This window comes from Anaerotignum sp., from assembly GCF_040307045.1.
In the GTDB taxonomy this organism is placed as follows: Bacteria; Bacillota; Clostridia; order Lachnospirales; family Anaerotignaceae; genus Chakrabartyella.
In genome coordinates this window covers 148,740-171,670 of the sequence record NZ_JAWRKF010000015.1, presented here as the reverse complement: position 1 = coordinate 171,670, position 22,931 = coordinate 148,740, and the positions used below count along the sequence as shown (strand labels likewise).

Annotated in this window: 21 protein-coding genes; 17 read left to right on the top strand and 4 right to left on the bottom strand. The window is 38.4% G+C overall.

From position 1 onward, the window contains the following. Positions 1 to 252: 252 nt before the first annotated feature. From lgt to ABVZ64_RS08595, 4 genes are all read left to right on the top strand, one after another. Positions 253 to 1,158, top strand: a complete 906-nt coding sequence (gene lgt, locus ABVZ64_RS08610; protein WP_352400605.1) for a prolipoprotein diacylglyceryl transferase — start codon at positions 253 to 255, stop codon at positions 1,156 to 1,158. Between the two features lie 72 nt (positions 1,159 to 1,230). Continuing rightward, complete coding sequence (locus ABVZ64_RS08605) at positions 1,231 to 3,141, top strand: ABC-F family ATP-binding cassette domain-containing protein (protein WP_352400604.1); 1,911 nt, start codon at positions 1,231 to 1,233, stop codon at positions 3,139 to 3,141. Between the two features lie 83 nt (positions 3,142 to 3,224). Next, positions 3,225 to 4,511, top strand: coding sequence for an HlyC/CorC family transporter (locus ABVZ64_RS08600; RefSeq protein ID WP_352400603.1), 1,287 nt, complete (start codon positions 3,225 to 3,227; stop codon positions 4,509 to 4,511). Then, positions 4,508 to 4,747 carry a hypothetical protein gene (locus ABVZ64_RS08595; RefSeq protein ID WP_352400602.1) on the top strand — a complete coding sequence of 80 codons (240 nt, stop codon included), beginning with the start codon at positions 4,508 to 4,510 and terminating at the stop codon, positions 4,745 to 4,747. Before ABVZ64_RS08600 ends, ABVZ64_RS08595 begins: the two co-directional genes overlap by 4 nt. Here the strand turns inward: ABVZ64_RS08595 and ABVZ64_RS08590 are convergent. Together ABVZ64_RS08590 and ABVZ64_RS08585 are read right to left on the bottom strand one after the other, a co-directional pair. Beyond that, positions 4,709 to 5,995 (bottom strand): glycosyl hydrolase family 18 protein, encoded by a 1,287-nt coding sequence (locus ABVZ64_RS08590; protein ID WP_352400601.1) that lies wholly within the window; start codon positions 5,993 to 5,995, stop codon positions 4,709 to 4,711. The two genes, ABVZ64_RS08595 and ABVZ64_RS08590, sit on opposite strands and share 39 nt — an antisense overlap. A gap of 87 nt (positions 5,996 to 6,082) precedes the next feature. Then, complete coding sequence (locus ABVZ64_RS08585; protein ID WP_352400600.1) at positions 6,083 to 7,126, bottom strand: TlpA family protein disulfide reductase; 1,044 nt, start codon at positions 7,124 to 7,126, stop codon at positions 6,083 to 6,085. 537 nt (positions 7,127 to 7,663) lie between these two features. Here ABVZ64_RS08585 and ABVZ64_RS08580 point away from each other — a divergent pair. From ABVZ64_RS08580 to ABVZ64_RS08570, 3 genes are all read left to right on the top strand, one after another. Next, positions 7,664 to 8,347 carry a response regulator transcription factor gene (locus ABVZ64_RS08580; protein WP_352400599.1) on the top strand — a complete coding sequence of 228 codons (684 nt, stop codon included), beginning with the start codon at positions 7,664 to 7,666 and terminating at the stop codon, positions 8,345 to 8,347. Further along, positions 8,331 to 9,872: a sensor histidine kinase gene (locus ABVZ64_RS08575; RefSeq protein WP_352400598.1), complete on the top strand. Its 1,542-nt coding sequence runs from the start codon at positions 8,331 to 8,333 to the stop codon at positions 9,870 to 9,872. The genes ABVZ64_RS08580 and ABVZ64_RS08575 overlap by 17 nt, the downstream gene beginning before the upstream one ends. A 115-nt stretch (positions 9,873 to 9,987) precedes the next feature. Then, positions 9,988 to 11,520, top strand: coding sequence for a stalk domain-containing protein (locus ABVZ64_RS08570; protein ID WP_352400597.1), 1,533 nt, complete (start codon positions 9,988 to 9,990; stop codon positions 11,518 to 11,520). 115 nt (positions 11,521 to 11,635) lie between these two features. Here the strand turns inward: ABVZ64_RS08570 and ABVZ64_RS08565 are convergent, their stop codons facing one another. Then, the gene (locus ABVZ64_RS08565) at positions 11,636 to 12,517 is read right to left on the bottom strand and encodes a PHP domain-containing protein (protein ID WP_352400596.1); all 882 of its coding nucleotides are present in this window, start codon (positions 12,515 to 12,517) and stop codon (positions 11,636 to 11,638) included. Positions 12,518 to 12,838: 321 nt separating this feature from the next. On the opposite strand from ABVZ64_RS08565, the gene ABVZ64_RS08560 reads away from it, so the two are divergent. The 10 genes from ABVZ64_RS08560 to ylqF all read left to right on the top strand — a co-directional run bounded on the left by ABVZ64_RS08560 (position 12,839) and on the right by ylqF (position 22,328). After that, on the top strand, positions 12,839 to 13,273 hold the full coding sequence (locus ABVZ64_RS08560; RefSeq protein WP_352400595.1) for a TIGR04086 family membrane protein: 435 nt from the start codon (positions 12,839 to 12,841) through the stop codon (positions 13,271 to 13,273). 189 nt (positions 13,274 to 13,462) lie between these two features. Continuing rightward, positions 13,463 to 14,701, top strand: coding sequence for a protein translocase subunit SecD (gene secD / locus ABVZ64_RS08555; RefSeq protein WP_352400594.1), 1,239 nt, complete (start codon positions 13,463 to 13,465; stop codon positions 14,699 to 14,701). Positions 14,702 to 14,714: 13 nt separating this feature from the next. Next, positions 14,715 to 15,590 (top strand): protein translocase subunit SecF, encoded by an 876-nt coding sequence (gene secF / locus ABVZ64_RS08550; RefSeq protein WP_352400593.1) that lies wholly within the window; start codon positions 14,715 to 14,717, stop codon positions 15,588 to 15,590. A gap of 435 nt (positions 15,591 to 16,025) precedes the next feature. Further along, the gene (gene recJ, locus ABVZ64_RS08545; protein WP_352400592.1) at positions 16,026 to 17,801 is read left to right on the top strand and encodes a single-stranded-DNA-specific exonuclease RecJ; all 1,776 of its coding nucleotides are present in this window, start codon (positions 16,026 to 16,028) and stop codon (positions 17,799 to 17,801) included. Positions 17,802 to 17,814: 13 nt separating this feature from the next. Continuing rightward, the gene (locus tag ABVZ64_RS08540; RefSeq protein WP_352400591.1) at positions 17,815 to 18,327 is read left to right on the top strand and encodes an adenine phosphoribosyltransferase; all 513 of its coding nucleotides are present in this window, start codon (positions 17,815 to 17,817) and stop codon (positions 18,325 to 18,327) included. A gap of 206 nt (positions 18,328 to 18,533) precedes the next feature. After that, complete coding sequence (locus ABVZ64_RS08535) at positions 18,534 to 18,863, top strand: hypothetical protein (protein ID WP_352400590.1); 330 nt, start codon at positions 18,534 to 18,536, stop codon at positions 18,861 to 18,863. 301 nt (positions 18,864 to 19,164) lie between these two features. Next, on the top strand, positions 19,165 to 20,103 hold the full coding sequence (locus tag ABVZ64_RS08530; protein WP_352400589.1) for an AEC family transporter: 939 nt from the start codon (positions 19,165 to 19,167) through the stop codon (positions 20,101 to 20,103). 155 nt (positions 20,104 to 20,258) lie between these two features. Further along, entirely contained in the window at positions 20,259 to 20,603 is a 345-nt protein-coding gene (gene rplS, locus ABVZ64_RS08525; protein WP_313529516.1) for a 50S ribosomal protein L19, read from the top strand. A gap of 159 nt (positions 20,604 to 20,762) precedes the next feature. Next, positions 20,763 to 21,365 (top strand): signal peptidase I, encoded by a 603-nt coding sequence (gene lepB, locus ABVZ64_RS08520; RefSeq protein ID WP_352400588.1) that lies wholly within the window; start codon positions 20,763 to 20,765, stop codon positions 21,363 to 21,365. 18 nt (positions 21,366 to 21,383) lie between these two features. Then, entirely contained in the window at positions 21,384 to 22,328 is a 945-nt protein-coding gene (gene ylqF, locus ABVZ64_RS08515) for a ribosome biogenesis GTPase YlqF (RefSeq protein ID WP_352400587.1), read from the top strand. Between the two features lie 45 nt (positions 22,329 to 22,373). Here the strand turns inward: ylqF and ABVZ64_RS08510 are convergent, their stop codons facing one another. Then, the gene (locus tag ABVZ64_RS08510) at positions 22,374 to 22,607 is read right to left on the bottom strand and encodes an IS3 family transposase (RefSeq protein WP_352400586.1); all 234 of its coding nucleotides are present in this window, start codon (positions 22,605 to 22,607) and stop codon (positions 22,374 to 22,376) included. Positions 22,608 to 22,931 lie beyond the last annotated feature (324 nt).

Here is a 22,931-nt window from a genome sequence, read left to right as displayed (position 1 = left end):
TTTTCCCTAAGAATGCATTGAGTTACATGGCTTGATGTGGTATGATTTTTTCTAAACAGGCCAATTTGCGTTAGAATATTAAAACTTTTTTCTTGTACGGCGGAAGAAAATTGTCATTCCCTGCCGTCAAAAAGGGATATTAACGAATGAATAAAATAATAAAAATGAAAATTGGTTAGAATACTAATAAAATAGTCTTATTAGAAATAAAAAACTAGGTTTAATTGTAAAGTTAGAAAGGTAGGTTGGCTTATGCCAGAAATTTGGTTTCCAAATTTGGGAATAGAAATTGATCACTTAAGCAGAGTTGCTTTTACAGTTTTCGGAAATGATGTTTATTGGTACGGTATTTTTATTGGCACCGGTGTGTTTCTGGGAATTTTATTGGCAATGAAAGAGGCTAAGAGAACGGGGCAAGATCCAGAAATCTACTTGGATTTTACACTGTATGCTTTGATTTTTTCCATTATTGGGGCACGATTATATTATGTCTTATTTTCCTGGGAGTATTACAGCCAAGATATCTCAAAAATATTTGCCCTTAGAGAAGGTGGGCTTGCTATTTATGGCGGCGTTATTGGTGGCGTTTTAACAGCATTGGTTTATTGTAAAATAAAGAAGTTGAATTTTTGGCAATTGGCAGATACTGCTGCACCAAGCTTGATTTTAGGGCAAATGTTAGGACGTTGGGGAAACTTTTTTAACAGAGAAGCTTTTGGCGGTTTTACCGATAACCTATTTGCAATGCGCTATCAGCTTTCCCAAGTTCGCCTGGGGGATATTTCCGACCAAACTTTGAGTCAACTTCAGGTGGTTAATGGGGTTGAATATATTCAGGTACATCCCACATTTTTGTATGAATCTTTGTGGAGCTTAGGTGTATTTATCTTATTAATTTATATGAGTCGTCGGAAGAAATTCCATGGGCAAATTGCGGGGTTGTACTTCCTTGGTTATGGATTGGGCCGTGTGTGGATTGAAGGTTTGCGTACAGACCAGTTGATGTTAGGTGGCTTTGCTGTTTCTCAAATCTTATCTGCAGTGCTGATTGTTGTAGCGGCAGGGTTCCTGGTTTGGAAAGGTAGGCAAACTAAGCTTGCCCATGCATCTGTTGGTGGGGATGGTTCGTCCCAAGACCATGAAGGGGAAGACAAATAAGAAAATTAAGAAGATTTATTGGCCTCTGCCATTTTTATGGCAGGGGCAGTGTTACATATTGGAGGAAGATATATGGTTTTATTAACGGCAGAACATATACAAAAAAGTTATGGAACAAGAGTTATATTTGATGATATTTCATTTAGTATCCACGAGGGAGATAAAATCGGCGTTATTGGGGTTAATGGTACAGGCAAAACAACCCTGTTAAAGATTGTAGCTGGGGTTGGCCATGCTGATGGTGGCGAAATCATTACCATGAATGGGATGAGAATTGCGTATCTTTCTCAAAATCCAGAGTTTTCAGTGGGAACAACCGTGTTACAGCAGATTTTTGCTGGGGATAATCCAAAGCTTGCATTAGTCCGTGATTATGAGGAGACTATGGCTAAACTGGCGGAGAACCCTGAAGATAAATCGTTGGTTGCCTTGTCGGCAAAGCTCACAGAGGAAATGGATAAGGCGGAGGCATGGTCCTTGGAGAGCGAGGCCAAAAATATTTTAACTCGCCTTGGAATTACTGATTTTGGCCAAAAGGTTGATAACTTATCGGGCGGGCAGAAAAAAAGGGTTGCTTTGGCAGCAGCACTAATTGCTCCAGTGGAACTTTTGATTTTAGATGAACCTACAAACCATATTGACCATGGTACTGTTGAGTGGCTGGAAAAGCATCTTGAAAAGTACTCAAAAGCGTTATTAATGGTTACCCATGATAGATACTTCTTGGACCGTGTTGCCAACAGAACTTTAGAGTTGGAACAAGGAAAGATATATTCCTATCAAGCCAACTACACAAAGTTTTTGGAGATGAAAGCTGAACGTGAGGAACTGGAAGCCGCAGGTGAAAGAAAACGACAAAATTTTTTACGCACAGAGCTTGAGTGGGTGCGCCGTGGGGCACAGGCAAGAACAACGAAACAAAAGGCTAGGCTCCAACGTTTTGATGAAATATCCTCTGTTAAGGCACCTGAAGAAAAACAGAATGTGGAGTTATCCTCTGTGGGTAGCCGCCTTGGGAAAAAGACTATTGAATTAGAAAATATATCTAAGGTCTATGATGATAAGGAGTATATCAAAGATTTTAGCTACATTCTCCTTCGTGATGATCGCATCGGTATTACGGGGAAAAACGGATGTGGAAAAACAACACTACTCAAAATTATGACAGGAAAGCTACAACCCGATGGTGGTTTGGTGCATTGGGGCGAAACGGTCAAGATAGGTGTGTTTGCCCAGGAAAACGATGAGATCGACGAGAGTGTAAAGGTAATCGACTATATCCGTGACGTTGCTGAATACATTCAAACTGGCGACGGTAGAATTAGTGCATCCCAGATGCTGGAGAAGTTCTTATTTCCCATGGATATGCAAAGGGGACCTATCTCCATGCTTTCAGGTGGAGAGAAACGTAGACTTTATCTTGCTAAGGTTTTGATGAGCTCACCAAATATTTTGTTTTTAGATGAACCTACCAATGATTTGGATTTGGAAACCCTAATGATTTTAGAAGATTATCTAGAAGGATTTCAGGGGGCAGTTGTGGCGGTATCCCATGATCGATATTTCTTAGACAAAACAGTTAATCGTATTTTTGCATTTTTGGGAAATGGGAAGATAAAACAATATGAAGGTGGTTATTCTGATTACAAGTTGGCTAGAGAAAAAGAAGCACCGGTGTTGGACGACATAAAAGTTAAAAAAACCGAACCAGTTAAGGGTAAAGGACCAGCTCCCATCACGAAAATGAGCTATAAGGATCAGCGGGAATATGACACCATTGGTGATGAAATTTCAAAATTAGAAGGAAAAATTGAAAATATAGAAAAAAGCATGGAATCTTGCATGGCTGACTACACTAAACTTCAGGAATTATCCCAAGAGAAGGAAATATTGGAAGGCCAATTAGAATGCAGAATGGAACGCTGGATGGAATTAATGGAATTGGCGGAAGAAATTGAAAGAAACCGCATAGATCGGGGATAAATTTGATTTTTCTCTAGACGGGAAGAAGCTTTTATGGTATCTTGTTATATTGTAAATAAGGATGGGTTTTTTAGAAATGGAGAGTGATTTTAGTGGACGGTGCCAGTCCGTACCTGATAGGGCTTTTATTATTTTTAGTATGTTGTTCCGCATTTTTTTCTGCCTCAGAGACAGCTTTGACTTCACTTAGCAAGATAAGGCTTCGGAATATGGTGGAGGAAAAAATAAAGAACGCAGATAAAATTAGCAGACTTTTGGATGATCCAAATCGATTGCTCAGCTCTATCCTAGTAGGCAACAACTTGGTAAACAACGGTGCATCTGCATTGACAACAGCTTTGGCAATTCAGTTGTTTCATGGAGATGCAGGCAGTGGAGCCAGTGTTGCAACGGCATTTATAACGGTTGTAATATTAATTTTTGGTGAAATTACGCCAAAAACCATCGCAGCCCAACAAGCGGAAAGGGTTGCATTGATTGTTGTTAATATTATTGCGGCAGTAGTGTTTATTTTACGTCCTGTGGTTGCAATTTTAAATGTGGTAACAGGTGCGTTGATTCGATTTTTTGGATATAATCCCAACCAGAAAACCCCTACTATCACAGAGGCTGAATTGAAAACCATTGTGAATGTTAGCCACGAGGAGGGCGTTTTAGAGTCGGAAGAAAGATTTATGATTAATAATATCTTTAACTTTGGGGATGCCAAGGCAAGAGATGTAATGACACCCAGAACAGATATGTTAACAGTATCTTGTGATGTTTCGTACGAAGAGTTTGTTACTTTAGTGAAAGAGGAAGGATTTTCTCGTCTGCCTGTTTATCAAGAGGATATTGATGATATTGTAGGGATTCTTTATGTAAAAGACGTGTTTTTCGTTGACGAAAGTGAGTTCTCAGCGGAAAAGTATATGAGGGAGCCTTATTTTACTTACGAAAGCAAACCTGTGGCTGAACTTTTTGCCGAAATGAGAGCAAACCGATTAGCGGTTGCAATTGTTTTGGATGAATATGGCGGAACATCGGGTTTAGCAACCATGGAAGATATTGTGGAAGAGATTATGGGCGAAATTGCTGATGAATATGATGATGAGCAGGATGAAATAGAAATCATTAAAGAAGATGAGTTTGTAGTTGATGGTAGTACACGTCTAGAAGAATTTAATAATTTAGTAGGTAGCCAGTTGGAATCTGATGAAGTGGATACCATTGCAGGTTATGTTTTGATGATTTTAGGGAGTTTCCCAGAGGGCGGGGAAGAATTGGAGTTGGATGGATTAAAATTTATCGTGGAAGAGATGGATAAGAATCGTATTTCTAAGTTACGGGTTTATTTAAATCAGCCTTCTAAAACAGAAGAAGAAAAATGAACAAAAGAATCATAGCCCTTTTGGTAGGCACTTATATGACGGAAGTAAAAACGGAGAAACGGCGTAGCTTTGGCTATGCCGTTTCTCCGTTTTGCAGGTCATTGAGTAAGACCAGAGGGTGTATTCCCACAAGGCTGCAGTTAATTTCTATTTACTGTTATTATGCACCTTTGAATGGTCTGTTCCTCTCCGCCTTGTCAGCTGCCAAACTTTTTAATATCATAAAGGTTAGATAGTAACAGCCAATTTTGAATGAATGGCCGCATGATATTCCAATATCCCACGCCTGCGAACCCATATTCAGAGGCTGTTTTCAATTTGGCTTCTATGCTTCTTGCATCCTCAAACCAAACAACATGGGCTCTGCCAGTATCATCAGTATAGTAGAAGTAGGGGCTTTGACTGGGTTCGTCAAAAAGAATTTCTGCGCGTAAGTCCATAGCCATTTGCGCAGCTGCTTGGTTTCCTATGGAGAGTGCCTTGTCATCGCCCCTTAAGAAAGGCAACGTCCAGTCGTATCCATAATTAGGAACTCCCATAATAATTTTTTCGGGCGGGATTTCGGTAATGGCATAGTCTAAAACGGCCCGAACGCTGTTTAGGGGGGCTACAGCCATTGGGGGTCCATATGCATATCCCCACTCGTAGGTCATAAGCAATATAAAGTCTGCTATCTCGCCAATTCTTTTATAGTCGTGAGACTCGTAGAGCAATCCTTGTTGTCCAGCGGAGGTTTTTGGTGCTAGTGCAACAAAAACCTTATATCCGGCGGCACTCATTACTGCTTTTAAATCAGAAATAAATGCAATAAAAGCATCTTTATCCTCAGGGAAAACATATTCGAAATCAACATCAATACCATAATAACCTTTTTCGTTCATTACGGTTAATAGGTTTTGAATGAGGGCCTCCTTTGAGGAGGGATTATTTAGCATTTTAGAGACCAATTCGTTGCTAAATTTTCCGCTTTCATCAAAGGGGGTTAACACTAAAATTGGAGCAGCCCCATACTTTGCAGCTGATTCAAGCAATTGTCTATCATCTAATGGGATTAGTTGGCCGTCTTCTTTAAAACCATAGGAAAAGACGGAGAGTAAGGATAAATAGGGAACCGTTTGGTTTAATAAGTCTGTGTTTATATGTGGATAGGCATAACCGTTAACCAAATATTGCCCTATGGGGTTTTGCTTAAAAGCAATAATTAAACTTTGACCAGAATAAATATATTCTTGCGATGTTACTTGAGGGTTATTTTGCAACAAAACATTTTGGGAAATTCCAAATTGCTGGGCTATGGTAAAAATACTATCACCCGGTTGCACAATATATGTTACTTCAGGTTCTAAAATCAACAATGCCTGCCCTTTGGTTAAAAGATTAGGATTGGTGATAGCGTTGTTTTGCATAATTTGTTTTGCTGGTACGTTATATTTTGCTGCAATAGAAAAAATTGTTTCACCAAGATCAACAACATGGATTATCATTCCGCCACCTCCGGTAATATTTTATGCCAAATTTTATAAAAAAGAATTGAAAAAAGAACGTATCCGAGAGATACGTTCTTTTTAAAATCATTTTTTAGGTTTTACTTCGTTTAACATTGATTCGGTTGTGGTGATATAATTACCCAAATCTTGGACTCCCTCAAGTTTTTTAGACAGAGGCTTCCCTGTGTTATCAACAAAAATTGTTGTAGGCAATCCCTGTAAATGTTCGATAACCCAAGATGCCATATTTTGATCCGGAACAATTGTTGTAAAGGTTACACCTGCTTCTTTTTGGGCTTTTTTAACAATTTGTTCGGCTTCCTCACCGGGGGTATCAATAATAACTTGTACAAAGTTAACGTTTGGGTATTTTTGCTTTAGCTGCTCATAAAAAGATTGCAGGGTATCTAGTTCATTTATGTCTGGATAACAGTAGGAAGCCCAAAAGTTCACAACAGTTAAATCATAATCATAAAACATTGTACTTGTAATTGAGTCACCATCTAGTGTGGTAGACATAAAGTTTAAATATTTTTTATCTTCTTCCGTTTGAGATTTTACAACGGTTTCATCGGGCACAAACGTTTCAATTGAGTCTCTGAGAAGGGGTAAATCTGCTTTTAGGGCATCAAAAATTTTCTCGGCGTTTTTGGTAAATTTGGGGACAGCACCGATGTAATCTGTTAGATAGTAGAAACGGAAACCATCTTGCAGAGGTAATTCTTCACAATTTTCATATAGGTCTATTTCGTCTTGGACAGTGTCGGAATCAACATTCTCATCTCTTACAACTAAGAGGGTAAAAATAGGAATCATTAATTCTTCCACAGGGATTTGAGAGTCAATATTATTTAACTCATCAAGATTTTCACTTGGAGCATAGTCATATTCAACCTTAGCGTAAATCTCCCCAGCGGTGTCTACAAAGCTTACAGGAATTAAGTTCACATTTTCCTGTTCTAACCATTGCATTGGCAGACTATATGCCAAACCACATTGTTCAAAGCGGTAATCTGTTTTTAATTCAGTGTTTTTGTTTTCTGCTGGAGCGGTATCCTTTTTTCCACACCCGCCAAGGATGCTAAAGCTCATAATCAGCACAAGAAAAAGTGCTATTTTTTTAATCATTGTTATTCCTCCTAAAAATGATTGCGTAAAAAGCTGAAAATTCATTTTTATTAATTGAATTTTAATTGCTTAACAAAATGCAATTACTTGTAATTTTTAAACATACTACATTATTATACAGAAATAAATGGCCTGTCGCAATGGTAAAAACTATGGAAAATAAACAATTATTATGATTTTTAATTGCATTTTAATCCGTCGACAATATGCTTTTAACTGCAAAAATGTATACTGGATTTAAATTGTGGATAAATAAAGCTAGAATATTTTATAAACACAGGCATGGTTTTTTTATACAGTAAATTAGTTTTTTTATACTCTGTGGAAAAGTAGCTGAAAAATTTTGTATATGAAACAAACTACAGTTGTGATATGTGATATGCAGAAAGAGGATAGGAGATTATCGGATCCTACCTATAAGCAAAATAGTCATAGAAACACTAAAGAGCCAATTGAATTTCACTTTACCTGTTTTTTGTCTAGTTTTATAGGTTTTATGGTATAATAAACCAACAATATGAAAAGGAGAATTAACATATGGCACAGAAGAAGATTCTTTTAATTGAAGATGAAGTGAAGCTAGCAAGATTTGTCGAGTTAGAGCTCAAATATGAAGGGTATGAAGTGAGTGTAAGCCATGATGGACGCGAGGGCATGGCATTAATCAACGAAGAACACTTTGACATGATTCTCTTGGATTTAATGTTGCCTGGGTTAACAGGAATAGAAATTTGTCGCCGCGTCCGTAAAACATCTAATGTGCCAATTATTATGTTAACGGCAAAAGATGAGGTTATTGATAAGGTGGCAGGTCTTGATAGTGGTGCTGACGACTATTTGACAAAACCATTTGCAATCGAAGAGCTACTGGCTAGGATGCGTGTGGCTTTCAAGCATTGTGAAGATAGAATGACCAAAAAGGTATTGTTGCAGGTGCAAGATCTAGAAATTGATACAGAAAAACGTTTGGTTACGGTTGGCGGTATTGTTGTTGAACTTACGAAAAAAGAATATGAGCTTCTTTTATATTTGGTGCAGAACAAAAACATAGTGTTAACAAGAGAACAGATTTTAAACGAAGTTTGGGGTTATAGTTATATTGGTGAGACTAATGTTGTGGATGTTTATGTTCGTTATTTGAGAGCGAAAATTGATGAAGCTTTTCAAAAGAAATTTATCCATACCATTCGTGGGGTAGGCTACTATGTCAAAGAAGAATAAAAGAACATTTTTTGGCGGAATACGACACATGGCTATCGCTAAAAAAATCACACTATTATATGGTGGAATTTTCTCCTTTTCCCTGTTTATCATTAGTTTGTTTATGACATTAAATATTACTGCAATACAACAGCATAATATTCGCAGGGAGCTAACCTATACTATTTCAAATATTGAAAATTATTTGAAACAAGGGAAGAAACTGAGCAATGAAGCACTAAGAGGTTTGCTAGACAACAAATATGTTGAGATATGCGTATACGATCAGATAGAAGATTGCTTTTATTATAGTCACTTTGGGGAAGGTCCTTCGCTAATTCAGTCTCAGGAGTTTAACTTGCAAAAAGACAATGGCAACCTTGTAAAAGATGAAGAGCTGAGAGAAAAGAGGAAGAAAGCTTTTGAAGAGGATGGCTTTAAAATTACCGTTCAAAAAGAAAGCGCAGGTAATAGCACAGAGTATATTTTGGAAAACAATAGAAATCAACAGCTTATGTTGATTTCTACATCAATTCCTACAAAGGATAGAGTATACCGTGTTGAAGCGTTTAAGCTGATTGACATCAATTCCAATTTCTTAAAAGGTTTCATCGTCAAGTTGACAATGATAGATTTTATTGGAATTTTTTGTGCATTCTTGATTGGTCGTTATATTAGTCGGCGTATGCTACAACCAGTGGAGGCAATTCGCTCAGCGGCAGAACGCATTACCATTGAAGACTTAAGCCAGCGAATAGATACGGATGGGCCGGATGATGAGATGAAAGAGTTAACAGTAACGTTTAACTCTATGATCGACCGTTTGGAAAGTTCGTTCCAGCGGCAAAACCAGTTTGTGTCGGATGCTTCTCATGAATTAAGAACACCCATATCTGTCATTCAAGGATATGCGAACCTAATCAATCGTTGGGGCAAGAGTGATCCTGATATATTGCAAGAGTCCATAGACTCGATTTTAACCGAAACAGAGCATATGAGTGCGTTAATACGTAAACTTTTATTTTTGGCGAAGGGTGATCAGAACCGTATGCTTGTGCAGAAGCAGTCAGTGACACTAAACGAAATTGCCAATGAAATCGTAAAGGAATTAGAGATCTTGGAGGTAAACCGACAAGTGATTTTTGATGGGCAGGATAAGGCTGAAATTTGGGGCGACTCTGATTTAATCAAGCAGTTGCTATGGATTCATGCTGAAAATGCTTTGAAATACACAAAAGATGGTGATCTAATAACGATACGAGTTTGGAAGGATAAAAAAAATGCATATGTGTCAGTAGGTGACAATGGTGCAGGAATTTCGAAGGAGCATCTGGGCAAAATTTTCGATCGATTTTACCGAGTAGATCAATCTAGAAACAAAGGGATTTCTGGTACAGGATTAGGACTTTCAATTGCGAAGTGGATTGTTGACAGCCATTTTGGTCAAATTTCCGTAGAAAGTCAAGAAGGCAAAGGCACAACTTTTACGAATGCTTTTCCGCTTATCATGAGGCCCAAAAAGGAAGAATTGAAAAAAGAAAGCTAGTCTTACAACATTTAAGAATTCCTTAAGGTTTCCCCTTTTGTTTGATAAAGGAAATTAAAGGGAGTATAATTATTGATACACATCTGTGTAAACAATATTTAAGGGGGAAATACTTATGAGAAAGAAGTTAGCAGCACTACTATGTGCAGTAATGTGCATCACAGCATTTACTGGGTGCTCCAAGGCAGAATTAGGTTATCTGCAGATGAGCGTGGATATGTTGAACAGCCTTGAGGTTTGTGAAGCATCTGGAAAGGTTAACGTAGATTTAGATGTAGACGCAATGAAAGAGTATGTTGCAGAATTGTCTAAGGTAGCGGGGTACACCGATGAGGTAACTCAGGAATCTTTAAAAGAACTTGGCACTCTGAAAGGAAAGCAATCTGTTGTAATAGACTATACTTTAAAAATGAACATGGATACCCTTGATTACTATTTAGGCATGGATATGACTTATGGCGGTAAGAAGTATGCTATGGGTGATATGTATTTTGGTATGACAGATGGTATTTATGTTTCCAGCAAAACAATTTGGGGCATATATGAATTGACAAGAGATATGGCAGGCGCTGACAAAACAAGTTATTTGTTAGATGAAAATTTTGCAAAAGAACTGAAGGCTACTTTGGACCAAAGTAAGTACATCAACCTGATTTCTATGGAGGAAATGGGTTTGACGGAAGAAGAAATGGCCCAGATCTCACCTGATGGTGGTTTCAGTGAGTTGTACGCATCCGTATTTGAATTTTATAAGAATGCGTTTGCCGGCTTCACTACAAATATGGTAAGTGAAGTTTCTGGTGGATATAAAGTTCAGGCAGATGGCAAGGCAGTGGCACAATTGGTAGTCGATTTATTAGACTATGTGGGCAGTAACCCAGACACCGTAATGACTGCGACAACAGCATATATGATGGACGTAATGAAAGTAATGAAGTCTTCCGAAGAAGAAATTGCCGAGTTTAAAGCACAGATGGATGCTGTAAAGGGTGAAGTTGCTTCTATGAAAGAAACAACGGATGCATTAAAGGCAATGATCCAGCAGGCAATAGCTACACCAGTTGTTTCTGATGTTTTGGATAGTTTTAAATATGAAGCAACTATTACAAGGTCTGGAGCAGGTTATAATGCAAAAGAATCTTTTGGCATCACAAATGGATCTAAGAGTGTATTGAAAGTTACAAGTGATAGCGCAATGAAAGCTGGAAGCGGCAAAGTTGTTATGCCAACATCCAGTGTAAGTGTATCTGCTTTCCAAGAAAAATTAGTGGGTTTGACAGAAAAATATAACCCTGTGACCGCTATTTCCGTTCTTTGGGGATGGGAAGGCGATTCAGAGGCTATGTTGACAAAAGAAAGAGCGGAAGTCTCTTTGGCTTCTAATGATACAGAAATGACGGACTATGTTGTGAAAGACGGTCGTGTATATTTACCTTTGCGTATGATTTGTGAAGCAATGGGTGAAACTGTTGAATGGAACAAAGATGATAAGACAGCTTATGTAGTTCGTGAAGGTGGCAAGACTGCCATGGACGGTGTATTGCAGGATGGAAAATCTTTTATCAGCGTTCGTGACTTTGAAAAATTGGGTTATACCGTTGACTACAAAGCTGTAGATGGCTTAAAAGAAGCAACTGTATCCAAGTAAAAAGAATTTTAAAGCAAAGAAAAAGGGCAGCATCAAATGGATGTTGTCCTTTTCATATTGCAGCAATATTTTTGTGCTTGCAGTAAGGGGCGATGAAGAAAGGGCTTTGCCTAATTTAGCCTAACCCTTTGTTTTTCTCTTTATTATGATTTCTTAGATTTTCCCAAATAGAGTAGGGTATGGCAAGGTTGCCTCTGCCTGTGCCTAAGCGAATAAGTGGTTTATTTTCACCATGAAAGTCACTTCCGCCGGAAGGGCATAAATGATATTTGTTTGCAAGCTTTATCATATTTTTTCTTTGGGAAGGTGTATAGGAGGAGTAATAACATTCGATGCCATCTAAACCTAGCTTTGCTAAGTCATCACAAAGAATATCCAATTGGTCTTGGGCGAGGGCGTAAAGAGTGGGATGGGCAAGTATACTGATTCCACCAGCTTGATGGATCATTTGAATGCATTGCTCCGTTGTAAAAAGGGTTTTGGCCACATAAGCTGGCATTCCGGGGGAAAGGAATTTTACAAATGCCTCATCCCGGGTGTATATGTACCCCTTTTTAAGCAGAACATTGGCAAAGTGGGCTCGTGTTATGATTTCGCCACCAGCATTTTGCATGATATCTTCAATTGTAATGTCTAACCCTAATTGCGCTAGTTGATTCACCATTTTAATGTTTCTATCCATGCGGTTTTGACCCATGGTTTCCATTTGTTCATTTAAAATTGGGGCTTTTGGATCCAGACCCAAACCCACAATGTGTAGCTCGGGTTGATGAAAGAGATGGCATTGGCCACCAAGTTCAATTCCAGGAATGGTTTCTATTCCGTGTTTTTTACCTGCTTTCATGAACTCTTCTAATCCGTCAATGGTATCATGATCTGTAAGAGCAATTGCCCTAAGTCCCTGTTTTTTTGCCAATATAACAAGGCCCTCTGGCGAGTAGGTGCCATCGGAGCAATAAGAGTGGGTATGCAAATCAATAGTATTGTTTTTATTCATAGTCCTACCTCCTTTGTTTCCTTTTAGTATAACATATTAAAAGGTGAGCGGACGGGCAATGGAAGTTTGCTCTTGAAGTATGTTATGACAGTTTTGTTATGAGCAATATAATAATGACACAACTGCTTTAAAATAGATTTACCTGTTAGAGTAACCACAGTACAATCATTATAACACAAAAGTAGAGCGTTTAAACTGGACGGAGAAAAAAACAATATGAACTGAGCTGAGTTTTGGCAATCTCACAGGATTTTAAGATTGTATCATAATTATCCTGCTCCTCCCATAAAATAAACCAAAGCAAATTGGGAGAGGATATCTTTGGAAAAGAAGAAGAAGGAAAACAAGAAAAAAATACAGAAAAAAAGAGAGAGTATGGAAAAGCAAGGAGGGCAGGGCTGGATTTGTATGGTGAAGGGGATGGCTGTTGCTTATGCAATCACCTGTATATTCTTTATTGCCTATGGGCTTATTCTTACATACACAAATATTTCCGAACAAAGTTTACCCATGGTTGCGCTGGTATGTACTGCCTTGTCTTCAGCGGTTGCTGGGTATGACTGGGCCAAATGCCGTAAAAGAAAGGGCTTTTTAATGGGTTTAGCGGCGGGTCTGGTTTACACGGTCATTCTTTTTATTGTAACAGGTTTGGCCAGTGATACATTTACTATAGGTATGTCTAAAGTCATGACTCTAATCGTTGCTCTTGCAGGTGGGGGAATTGGTGGTATCATGGGTGTTAATGGAAAAAAATGAAAAAACACTTGAAAATTTTCTTCAGTGTGATATACTGACTGCTAAGAGAGTATACAATTTTCTAAATCAAAATTGTGTGAGCTTTGCAAATAAGTGCGAAATAGGCTGGTTTCTCCTTTTATACAAAAAGGAGAGCCGCCTTTCTTTTGTGCAAAAACTTAAGCACAAAGATTTCAGGAGGGAATCAGGATGAAGACAAAGGGAAGATTAATGCTATTGCTTATGCTGGTTGTGGCATTGGGATTAAGCGCATTAACCTATTATGGACTAGGGCGGGACAAGCAATTTAGCGTCAATGACATCAAACAGGGCCTGGATTTAAGTGGCGGCGTTGACATTGTGTATGAGGCAGATAAAGAGAATGTTACAGCAGAGGAGATGGCAGCGGCAATTTCTTTGTTGCAAGGGCGTTTAGACTGGAACGGTTGGACAGAGGCGGAAGCCGCCAAAGAAGGTACTAATAGAATCCGTGTGCAAATTCCTGGTGTAGATGATGCAGAGGAGGCAATACAAGAAATTGGACAAACAGCACAACTTGCCTTTGTAGATGAGGCAGGGAATGTTTTACTTACGGGTAGCATGATAAAAAATGCAACCAAACAGGTTGGGGCAACCTCAAAAAATGGTCCCTCAATTCCTTATGTTTCTTTGGAATTTAATGAGGAAGGAAAAGAGAAATTTGCACAGGCCACGGAGGAGAATATTGGGAAGACCATACGCATTGTAATGGATGATGAGGTGATAAGCGCACCTGTGGTTCAGACTAAGATTACGGATGGCAACGCTATGATTTCCGGTCAATTTACAGGTGAAAGTGCTGAAAATTTGGCTGCTTTGATTCGTGCAGGTTCTTTGCCATTTAACTTAAATGTAATTCAAATGAAAAATGTTGGCGCAAGGTTGGGAGCCGATGCACTTTCCACTGGCGTTTTAGCTGGTTTGGTTGGCATTGCGCTGGTGCTTGTATATATGGTATGTACTTATAGAATGCTAGGCCTTGCTGCTGACTGGGCTTTGATAATCTATATTGCCCTAGACTTAATTGTTTTGAGCCTGTTTAATGTTACACTGACATTGCCGGGTATTGCAGGTATTATTCTCTCTATTGGTATGGCAGTTGATGCCAACGTCGTTATATTCGAGCGTATTAAGGAAGAGTTGATTTTGGGCAAGACCCTGCGTTCAGCGGTTAAGACCGGATTTTCAAGAGCATTACCTGCAATCATTGATGGCAATGTGACAACATTAATTGCAGCTATTGTATTGTTCTTCTTAGGCTCGGGTACAGTTAAGGGCTTCGCAACAACGCTAATGATTGGTATCATAATTTCTATGTTTACTGCTTTGGTTGTAACAAGAGTTATTGTAAATAGTTTGATAAAGGCAGGGTTTCATAACCCTAAAAACTATGGATTTAGAGTGAAATAAGGAGGTGGCAAAGATGAAGATAATTGAAAATAGAAAGAATTTTTTTGCCCTTTCCTTGATTATGATTTTCATTGGTTTTGCGGCAATGTTTTACCAAAGTACTCAGAGTAACGGAATGCTCAATTGGGATGTAGAGTTTACAGGCGGTACATCCATGGAAATTGATATGGGCGAAGAATACGATCATGAAAAGTTAAGAGAAGTGATTTTTGATGTGACAGGGCAGAGAAGTCCCCAAATTCAGGACGTAATAGGAACAAATGAAGTTGCTGTGAAGATGCAGTCTATTGATAGTGTAACCAGAGGCAAATTGGCAGAAGGAATTCAAGCAGAATTTCCTTTGTCTGAAATCAAAACAACATCCGATGTTAGTGGTACTGTAAGCTCGGAGATGCAAAAGGCTGCAATTAAGGCATCTTTGCTTGCTTGTATTGCTATGTTAATTTACATTTCTATTCGGTTTAAGGATATTAGAGCTGGTAGTAGCGCCATCATTGCTCTGGTACACGATGTTTTAATTGTTATTGCAGCTTACGCAATTTTCCGTATACCTGTGAATAACACTTTTATTGCTGTGTTGCTGACCATTTTGGGTTACTCTGTAAATGCGACTATTGTGATTTTTGACCGTATACGTGAAAACCATGATAAGTTCCCCCATCGTGAAACGGCAGAAAAAATTAATAAGAGTGTAGCACAAACTTTGGCTAGATCCATCAATACATCCATCACCACCTTTTTTACAGTTGGTGCAGTGTATGTCATTGGGGTTCAATCCATTAAAGAATTTGCTCTGCCTATGATGGTAGGTATAATTGTAGGTGCGTATTCTTCGATATGCATTTCTGGGTCGGTTTGGTATACATTATTACCCAAAAATGAAAAATAAAAAGTGGCAGGAAATGTCCTACTCAAATAATTATGATTTCGAAGGCGGTAGTCATGAAGGTTCTCATGGCTACCGCCTTTCACTTTTTTAGTCATGACAATACCCCAGGATTTCCCAATAAGGATGTGCCTTACCACAGCGGTTCTGTGGTTGTGACAAGGTTATTCTCATGTTATAATGGAGAAAGGACAAATTTTAGGTTTGGATATGTCTTAACTGTTGAACGAAAAACTCAAGTTTATCGCTGAGGTGATAAATGTCATACAAAAAAATTAGGGCATCACCGCTGAATCAAACGGTGGTGCCCTAAACATCCTTATTGGAGGAGGCTAAAAATTTTTGCTGGTTTTTCATTGTGTGAAAATAATGGGGTGGACTCTTCTACATAACCTTTTATTGTGTGATATAATGAAAAAATTAAAGGAGTTGTTACGGTTGAAACGATGGTTATTAAAAAGGTCTAAAATAGATTCGGCTACTATGGCAAGGGAACTGGGAGTTAGTCATACAGTTGCTTGTGTTCTGGCAAATCGAGGTCTTAATGAACGCCAGAATGCCAGAAACTTTATATATGGAACAATTGATGACCTAAGAGATCCATATTTAATGAAGGATATGGAGTTGGCAATAAAGGTAATAAAACAGGCCATCATAGAGGGCAAAAAGATTGCGGTTTATGGTGATTATGATGTGGATGGGATTATGAGTACCACCATTCTTTTTCGTGGAATATTAAGATGTGGGGGAAACGCAGTTTACTATGTACCCCATAGGCAAAGGGAAGGGTATGGCCTTAACCTAGAGGCTGTAGAACAATTGGCAGAGGAAGGAGTAAAGGTGCTCTTTACCTGTGATAACGGAATTGCTGCCCTAGAAGAAACAAAAAGAGCAAAAGCGCTTGGTATGGATGTTGTGATTCTAGACCATCATGAGCCGGGATTTAGAGACGTAGATGGGATTGTTGAAGATATTCTTCCAACGGCAGATGCGTTAATTGACCCAAAGCAAAGCAAGTGTAGGTATCCCTTTCCCATGCTCTGTGCCGGGGGGATTGCATATAAATTTGCTATCGCTCTATTAAGAATCTTTAAAATACAGGATAGAAATTTAGAAAAGGAGTTTTTGTGCTTTGCTGCCATTGCCACAGTTTGTGATATTGTGGATTTGTTAGATGAAAATAGAATTCTGGTTCGTTGTGGGTTGCAGGAGATACGAAAAACAACGAATGTGGGCTTAAAAGTATTACTTGAGGAAACTGGCGTGGCGAATAGACCTATATCTGAGTATCATCTAGGATTTATTATTGGCCCTTGTATTAATGCCACTGGGCGTCTAGAAAGTGGCAAAAAGGCTGTTGAACTTTTCTGTGAAAAGGATGAAGGTAGGGCTAGGGAGATTGTAAAAACTTTAATAAAACTGAATGAAGAACGAAAAAATCTAACGGTTCAGGCCGCCCAGCGAGCCGTAGAACGTATTGAAACAGAAGGTTTCCTTCATGATAAAGTTCTCGTCTTATATGATGGGGATACGCATGAAAGCATTGCCGGGATTGTTGCAGGGAGAATAAAGGAGCGCTACTATCGGCCTGTCATTATGATAACTGCAGGGGAAGATGGAGGGAAGGGTTCTGGAAGAAGCATAGAAGGATTTCATTTATTTCAAGCTCTTTTTCGTTGCAAATCTCTTTTTACCCGGTTTGGGGGCCACGCCATGGCAGCAGGACTGTCTTTGCCCCTGGAAAACATCCCTTTACTAAGGGAAAAGTTAAATGAGGATTGTGACTTGACCAAAGAAGATATGACACCCGTTTTACGACTGGACAAGCAATTGTTATTTTCGGAGATAGACATGGAGCTAGCCAAGGAATTGGAAATGCTGGCACCGTTTGGGAAAGAAAATCATGCACCATTATTTGGTTCTAAAAGTATCTCTGTGGATAGGATAGATTTGATTGGGAAAAATAAGGACATTCTTCGGATGACTTTATCTGATGGTGCTAGCGGCAAACGTTTTGGGGCATTGTCATTTGAAGGTTACGAACAAATGCTGAATTTACTAAAAGAATTGTATCCAGAAGAAGAATGTGTTAAAATCATGAGTGGTGGAAAAATATTGCGAAAATTTGACTTTGTATATAGCATAGAGATTAATACATATAACGGTAGAAGTTCTGTGCAATTAATGATTAAAGACTTTAGGCTTTCGAAATGAGGAGGAACAACAAATGGAATTGAAAGATAGAATCAGGTCTATTCCCGATTATCCTGAAAAGGGAGTTATGTTTAGGGATATTACTACTTTGCTAAAGGATGCAGAAGCTTTGGTAGAAGCGGTAGATCAAATGCAGAAAAACTTAGAGGGATTGGAATTTGATTTGATTTTAGGGCCTGAGTCAAGAGGCTTTATTTTTGGTATGCCCATTGCCTATAATCTGAAAAAGGGCTTTATCCCTATTAGAAAAAAGGGTAAACTGCCTTCAGAGGTTGTTAGCAAAGAGTATTCTTTAGAATATGGCACAGCTACCATTGAAATGCATAAGGATGCGGTGCTCCCTGGACAGAAGGTAGTTATTGTGGACGATCTGTTGGCTACTGGCGGCACAGCAAAGGCGATTGTAGATATGGTGGAAGGTGTTGGTGCGGAGGTTGTTTCAATGAACTTCCTCATTGAGTTGGATTTCCTAAATGGCAGAAAAGTGTTAAATGGATACAATGTAAACACTGTAATTCACTACTAAAATTCTAAATTGTTGAAAATAATAAAAAGTGTTATATCCCATTCGATATAATACTTTTTTATTGTGCTCATGAAAGATTGATTAGAATTTATGAGTAATTATTGACTCTGTAGGGTATGGTTGATACAATAACGCTTAAGATTGAAGGAGTAAACATAATCTTATTAGAATTTTATAAAACTGAAGCGATTAAAAGGAGAGAGAAGATGGCGTTAGCAATTTTATCATATGTTTATTTAGGAATGGGGCTAGTCAGTATTTTAGGCATTGCTTTATTATATTTCATGAAAAGCCAAAAGGCTAAAAGAACTTTGCTATATTGCTTAGCTGTATGGGCAATTATTATTGCATTTATCAGTAGTACAGCGTTACCAAAAAATTATGTGTTACAGAAAATCATTACTTGGGGCATTGGCCTGCTAAGTATGGTTGGTATTGTGATTGATTGGAAGTTTGGTAAGGAAAAGCAACCTTTAGCCTATGGGCTGGTGGTGGCATCCGTTATTTTAGGAATGGGCAAGATGTTATTTTTCTAAATAGAACTTATGAAGATGGCTGATATCATTGGATATCAGCCTTTTTTAGTTAGGTTCTAATAAAAGCTATGGTTCCAAAGGATAGAATGAAACAGTGAAAATGAAAAATTATTTTTTGGGGGATTGAGGGGAAAAATAATGTGATGTTTTGTTATTTCTTGATATTTAAAAATTTCTTTGGTAAGATGAAATTATTGGAAGTTGAAATAGCTTAGAACAAAAAAATATCATTCAAGCATATTTGGGGTTTAGAATCACAGATTGGTAAACAAAAGAATTTTTAATTACAAAGGAGAAAATTATGTTTGGTCAGTTTTTTGTGTTATTTGCTTTGATGGCTGTGGGCTATGTTTGCAGCAGAAAGAAATTTTTAAACCAAGAGATGACAATCGGGGTTGGCAATATTGTGTTATTTTTTACAATCCCTGCGTTGCTATTTTCAAGCCTAGCAAATACGCAGGTTAAAAATGATATGCTGATTAATTTTGCCACAATGGTGGCATTACAGTTTATCAGTATGTTGGTTTTTGGACGACTGATTCGTATGTACTACCTTTTTCGGAAATTTGAAAAAAGCCATTTAAATATGTTGGAGGTTACAGCAGTTTCCGTAAATAATGCTTTTATTGGTTTTCCCATTGCCCTGATGTTTTTTGGAGAAGAGGCTGTTGTCTATATGTCTGCCAGTGTTTTAGGCTTAAACCTATACGTTTGGAGTATCGGTTTATATATAATCAAAGGGATAAAAGGAGAGCGCTTGGGTGCCATGATTCGTACCCTAATTAAGGGGGCAGTCAACCCCAATATCTCATCTATTTTACTGGGACTTTTTGCATCGGTTGTTGGCTTCATGGCGTATGTGCCTGATTTTGTTCAGGAATTCATTAACTCCTTGGGGAGTATTTCAACCCCTCTTTCGCTAATTTACATAGGTGCGTTAACAGGAAATAGTGGCCTTAAATATTTATTAAAAGATCGGGAATCCTTAGAAGCGAGTCTTACAAAAATGATTTTTATGCCTATTTTAGCCTTTGCATTTATTTATTTTATGCCGGTACAGCCGATCGTGAAAATCGTATATTTTATTGCTATGGCGCTCCCTTCTGCAGCAATTGTGCCTATGATTGTTGGACGGTATGGTGTTGGTGTTGAGGTTTCTTCAAAAATGGTAATGCTTACGACGGCATTTTCTATGGCTACAGTACCTGTTTGCGTTGCAATTAGCTATATCTGGGTATAGATTTGAGAAAAATATAGAATTATTAGGAAAATAGCATGAAAGTGCTTGCACACTTTTTTTAGATATGTTATAATTCTGAATTGTGATTACGGATGGTCCAATGATGCATCAAAGGGATGGCATTAAGAACGTCTTTGGAGGAAGGAGGAAACAAAATGGATATCATTAGAGAACTGGAAAAAGAACAGCTGAAAAGCGAAGTAACTCCTTTTAACGTTGGTGATACAGTTCGTGTTTATGCGAAGGTTGTAGAAGGCACCAGAGAAAGACTTCAGATGTTCGAAGGCGTTGTTATCAAAAGACAAGGCGGCGGCATCAGAGAAACTTTTACAGTTAGACGTATCGCTTCTGGCGTTGGTGTGGAAAGAACTTGGCCTTTACACTCCCCTAGAATTGACCGTATTGAGGTTGTAAGACGCGGTATCGTTAGACGTGCTAAACTTTTCTACTTGAGAGATAAAGTTGGTAAAGCAGCAAAAGTTAAAGAAGTATTGAGATAAGAAAAGTGGCCTCGGTGGAATTGTTTCATCGAGGTTTTTTTCGTAAAAGGCAAAAATCTTTGCCTTTTACGAAAAAAACAGAGATGAATAAATGGGAAACAAATTAGAAAATTAGCAACATTTTATCTTCGGTTTTGAGTCTGACAGGGGGTTTGCAAAATGGAACAGACACAAGAACAAATTGAGTATGAGGGGAAAAATAGAGAACTGGTAAAAAAGAAAAAAGAGTTTCCTCTTTGGGTTCAACTTCTTCTTTTATTGGCTTTGGTTTTTGTACTTAGAACCTTTGTGTTAGGAACTGTGTACGTAAAAGGGTCTTCTATGGAGCCGAATTTTTATCATGGAGATTTGGTGTTTATCAATAAATTAGCTACATCTGTAGCTTCTCCCCAAAAAGGTGATGTTGTTATCTGCCGGTTGAACTCCGATGGTCAAGAGGAGAATATTATAAAACGCGTTATTGGCCTGCCAGGAGATGAGATTGATATTGTTTGGAATGGAGATAGTGAAAATGTAGAATACTATTTGTATGTTAATGATGAACGGATTGAGGAGTCTTTTTTGGGAGAGCCAATGATGACAAAAGGGGACATAGAGTATCCGTTTGAGGTACCCGAGGGCAGTTATTTTGTGATGGGTGATAATCGAAATGCCAGCTCAGATAGCCGTAGAGTTTCCATTGGTGCAATTGAAAAAAAAGATTTGGTGGGAGAGGTTGTTTTCCGCCTTTATCCTTTTGATAAGTTTGGCTTTATTTCGTAAAGGAAGGAAAGAGATGATATGAATATACAATGGTATCCGGGCCATATGACGAAAACTCGCCGTATGATGGAAGAAACCATTTCACTGGTTGATATTGTTATTGAGTTGGTTGATGCGCGTATTCCATATAGCAGCAAAAATCCTGATTTGGATTCCCTTGCAAAAAACAAACACCGGATTATTTTGCTGAACAAATGTGATTTGGCCGATGATAGGGCCACGAGTATTTGGACTGAATATTTTGAGAAGCAAGGGTTTCGTGTTATTCAGATGAATGCCTTAAAAGGCACGGGCATGAATGAAGTTACTGAAGCGGCTAGGAGTCTGATGAAAGAAAAGATCGAAAAGCTGAAGGCCCGAGGACGCATTAATGTTCCCATTCGCAGTATGATTGCAGGGATTCCAAATGTGGGGAAATCCACGTTCATTAACAAATATGTTGGCAAAACTACGGCTAAAACAGGGGACAAACCCGGTGTTACCCGTGGGAAACAGTGGATAAAATTAAAAAAGGACTTTGAACTTTTAGATACACCTGGTATTTTGTGGCCTAAGTTTGAGGATCAGGAAGTTGGGCTTAAACTTGCTTTTACGGGAGCAATCAACGATGATATATTAGATGCAGAAACATTAGCCCTTTCTTTTATTGACCATATGCTCCTTCGCAATGCGGAGTGTATTAGAAAACGATATCAAATTACCTTTGATACCGTTGAAGAGCCTCACGTGGTTTTAAAACAGATTGCCGAGGCAAGAGGTTTTAAATTAAAAGGTGGAGAGCCTGACACGGAGAGAGCAGCAAAGATTTTGTTGGATGAATTTAGAGGTGGCAAGCTCGGACGAATTACCTTAGAATTGCCTGAAGACATTGATGAAATGTTGGAGGCTAAGGTGGCAAAAGAAAAGCTTAAGGCTGTTGACGATAGGGTAAGAAAAGAAAACTATAAAAGAAAAAATAAATAAAAAAATACTTTCGGTTATCGGTTTTGAGATGAACCCCAAAATTAGTCAAAAATTTGTATCAAGCAACCCCATAGGGCTTGTCGTCTGTGAATAGCAGGCGGCAAGCCCTTCAGTTTTACCTTGATTCTTCCTTTGTTGTAAGTAATCCAAATTTTTGTTCAACTTCGTCTTAGACTGATTCGTGGAATTGAATTTTTTGCCGATATAGCAGTCGTTTTTGAGCAAACCAAAAAAATTCTCAATCACGGTATTATCAAAACAGTGCCCCTTCCCACGCATACTTTACTGGATTCCTTGTTGGTAAGCAACTCCTCAAATTGTTTATGCTGATATGGCAACCTTGGTGGAAACAAAGAATAAGATTTGTTCCATTAGAAAGCTGTGTAAGCCCCTTGTCCAACATAGTTGTTACCATCAAATGCACCAGTCTAAGTGACATGGTGTAGCTGTTAATTTTCCTACTGTATATATCCAGCATTGGTGAGAGTTATAGCCTGTGTTCCCACAAATATTCCGTTCCTTTTTTTAAAATTTCCCCTGAAATCCTAGGTTGGGTATCCCTTTTATCATAGACCAACCCCTTTTGTTTTATGAATAACATAT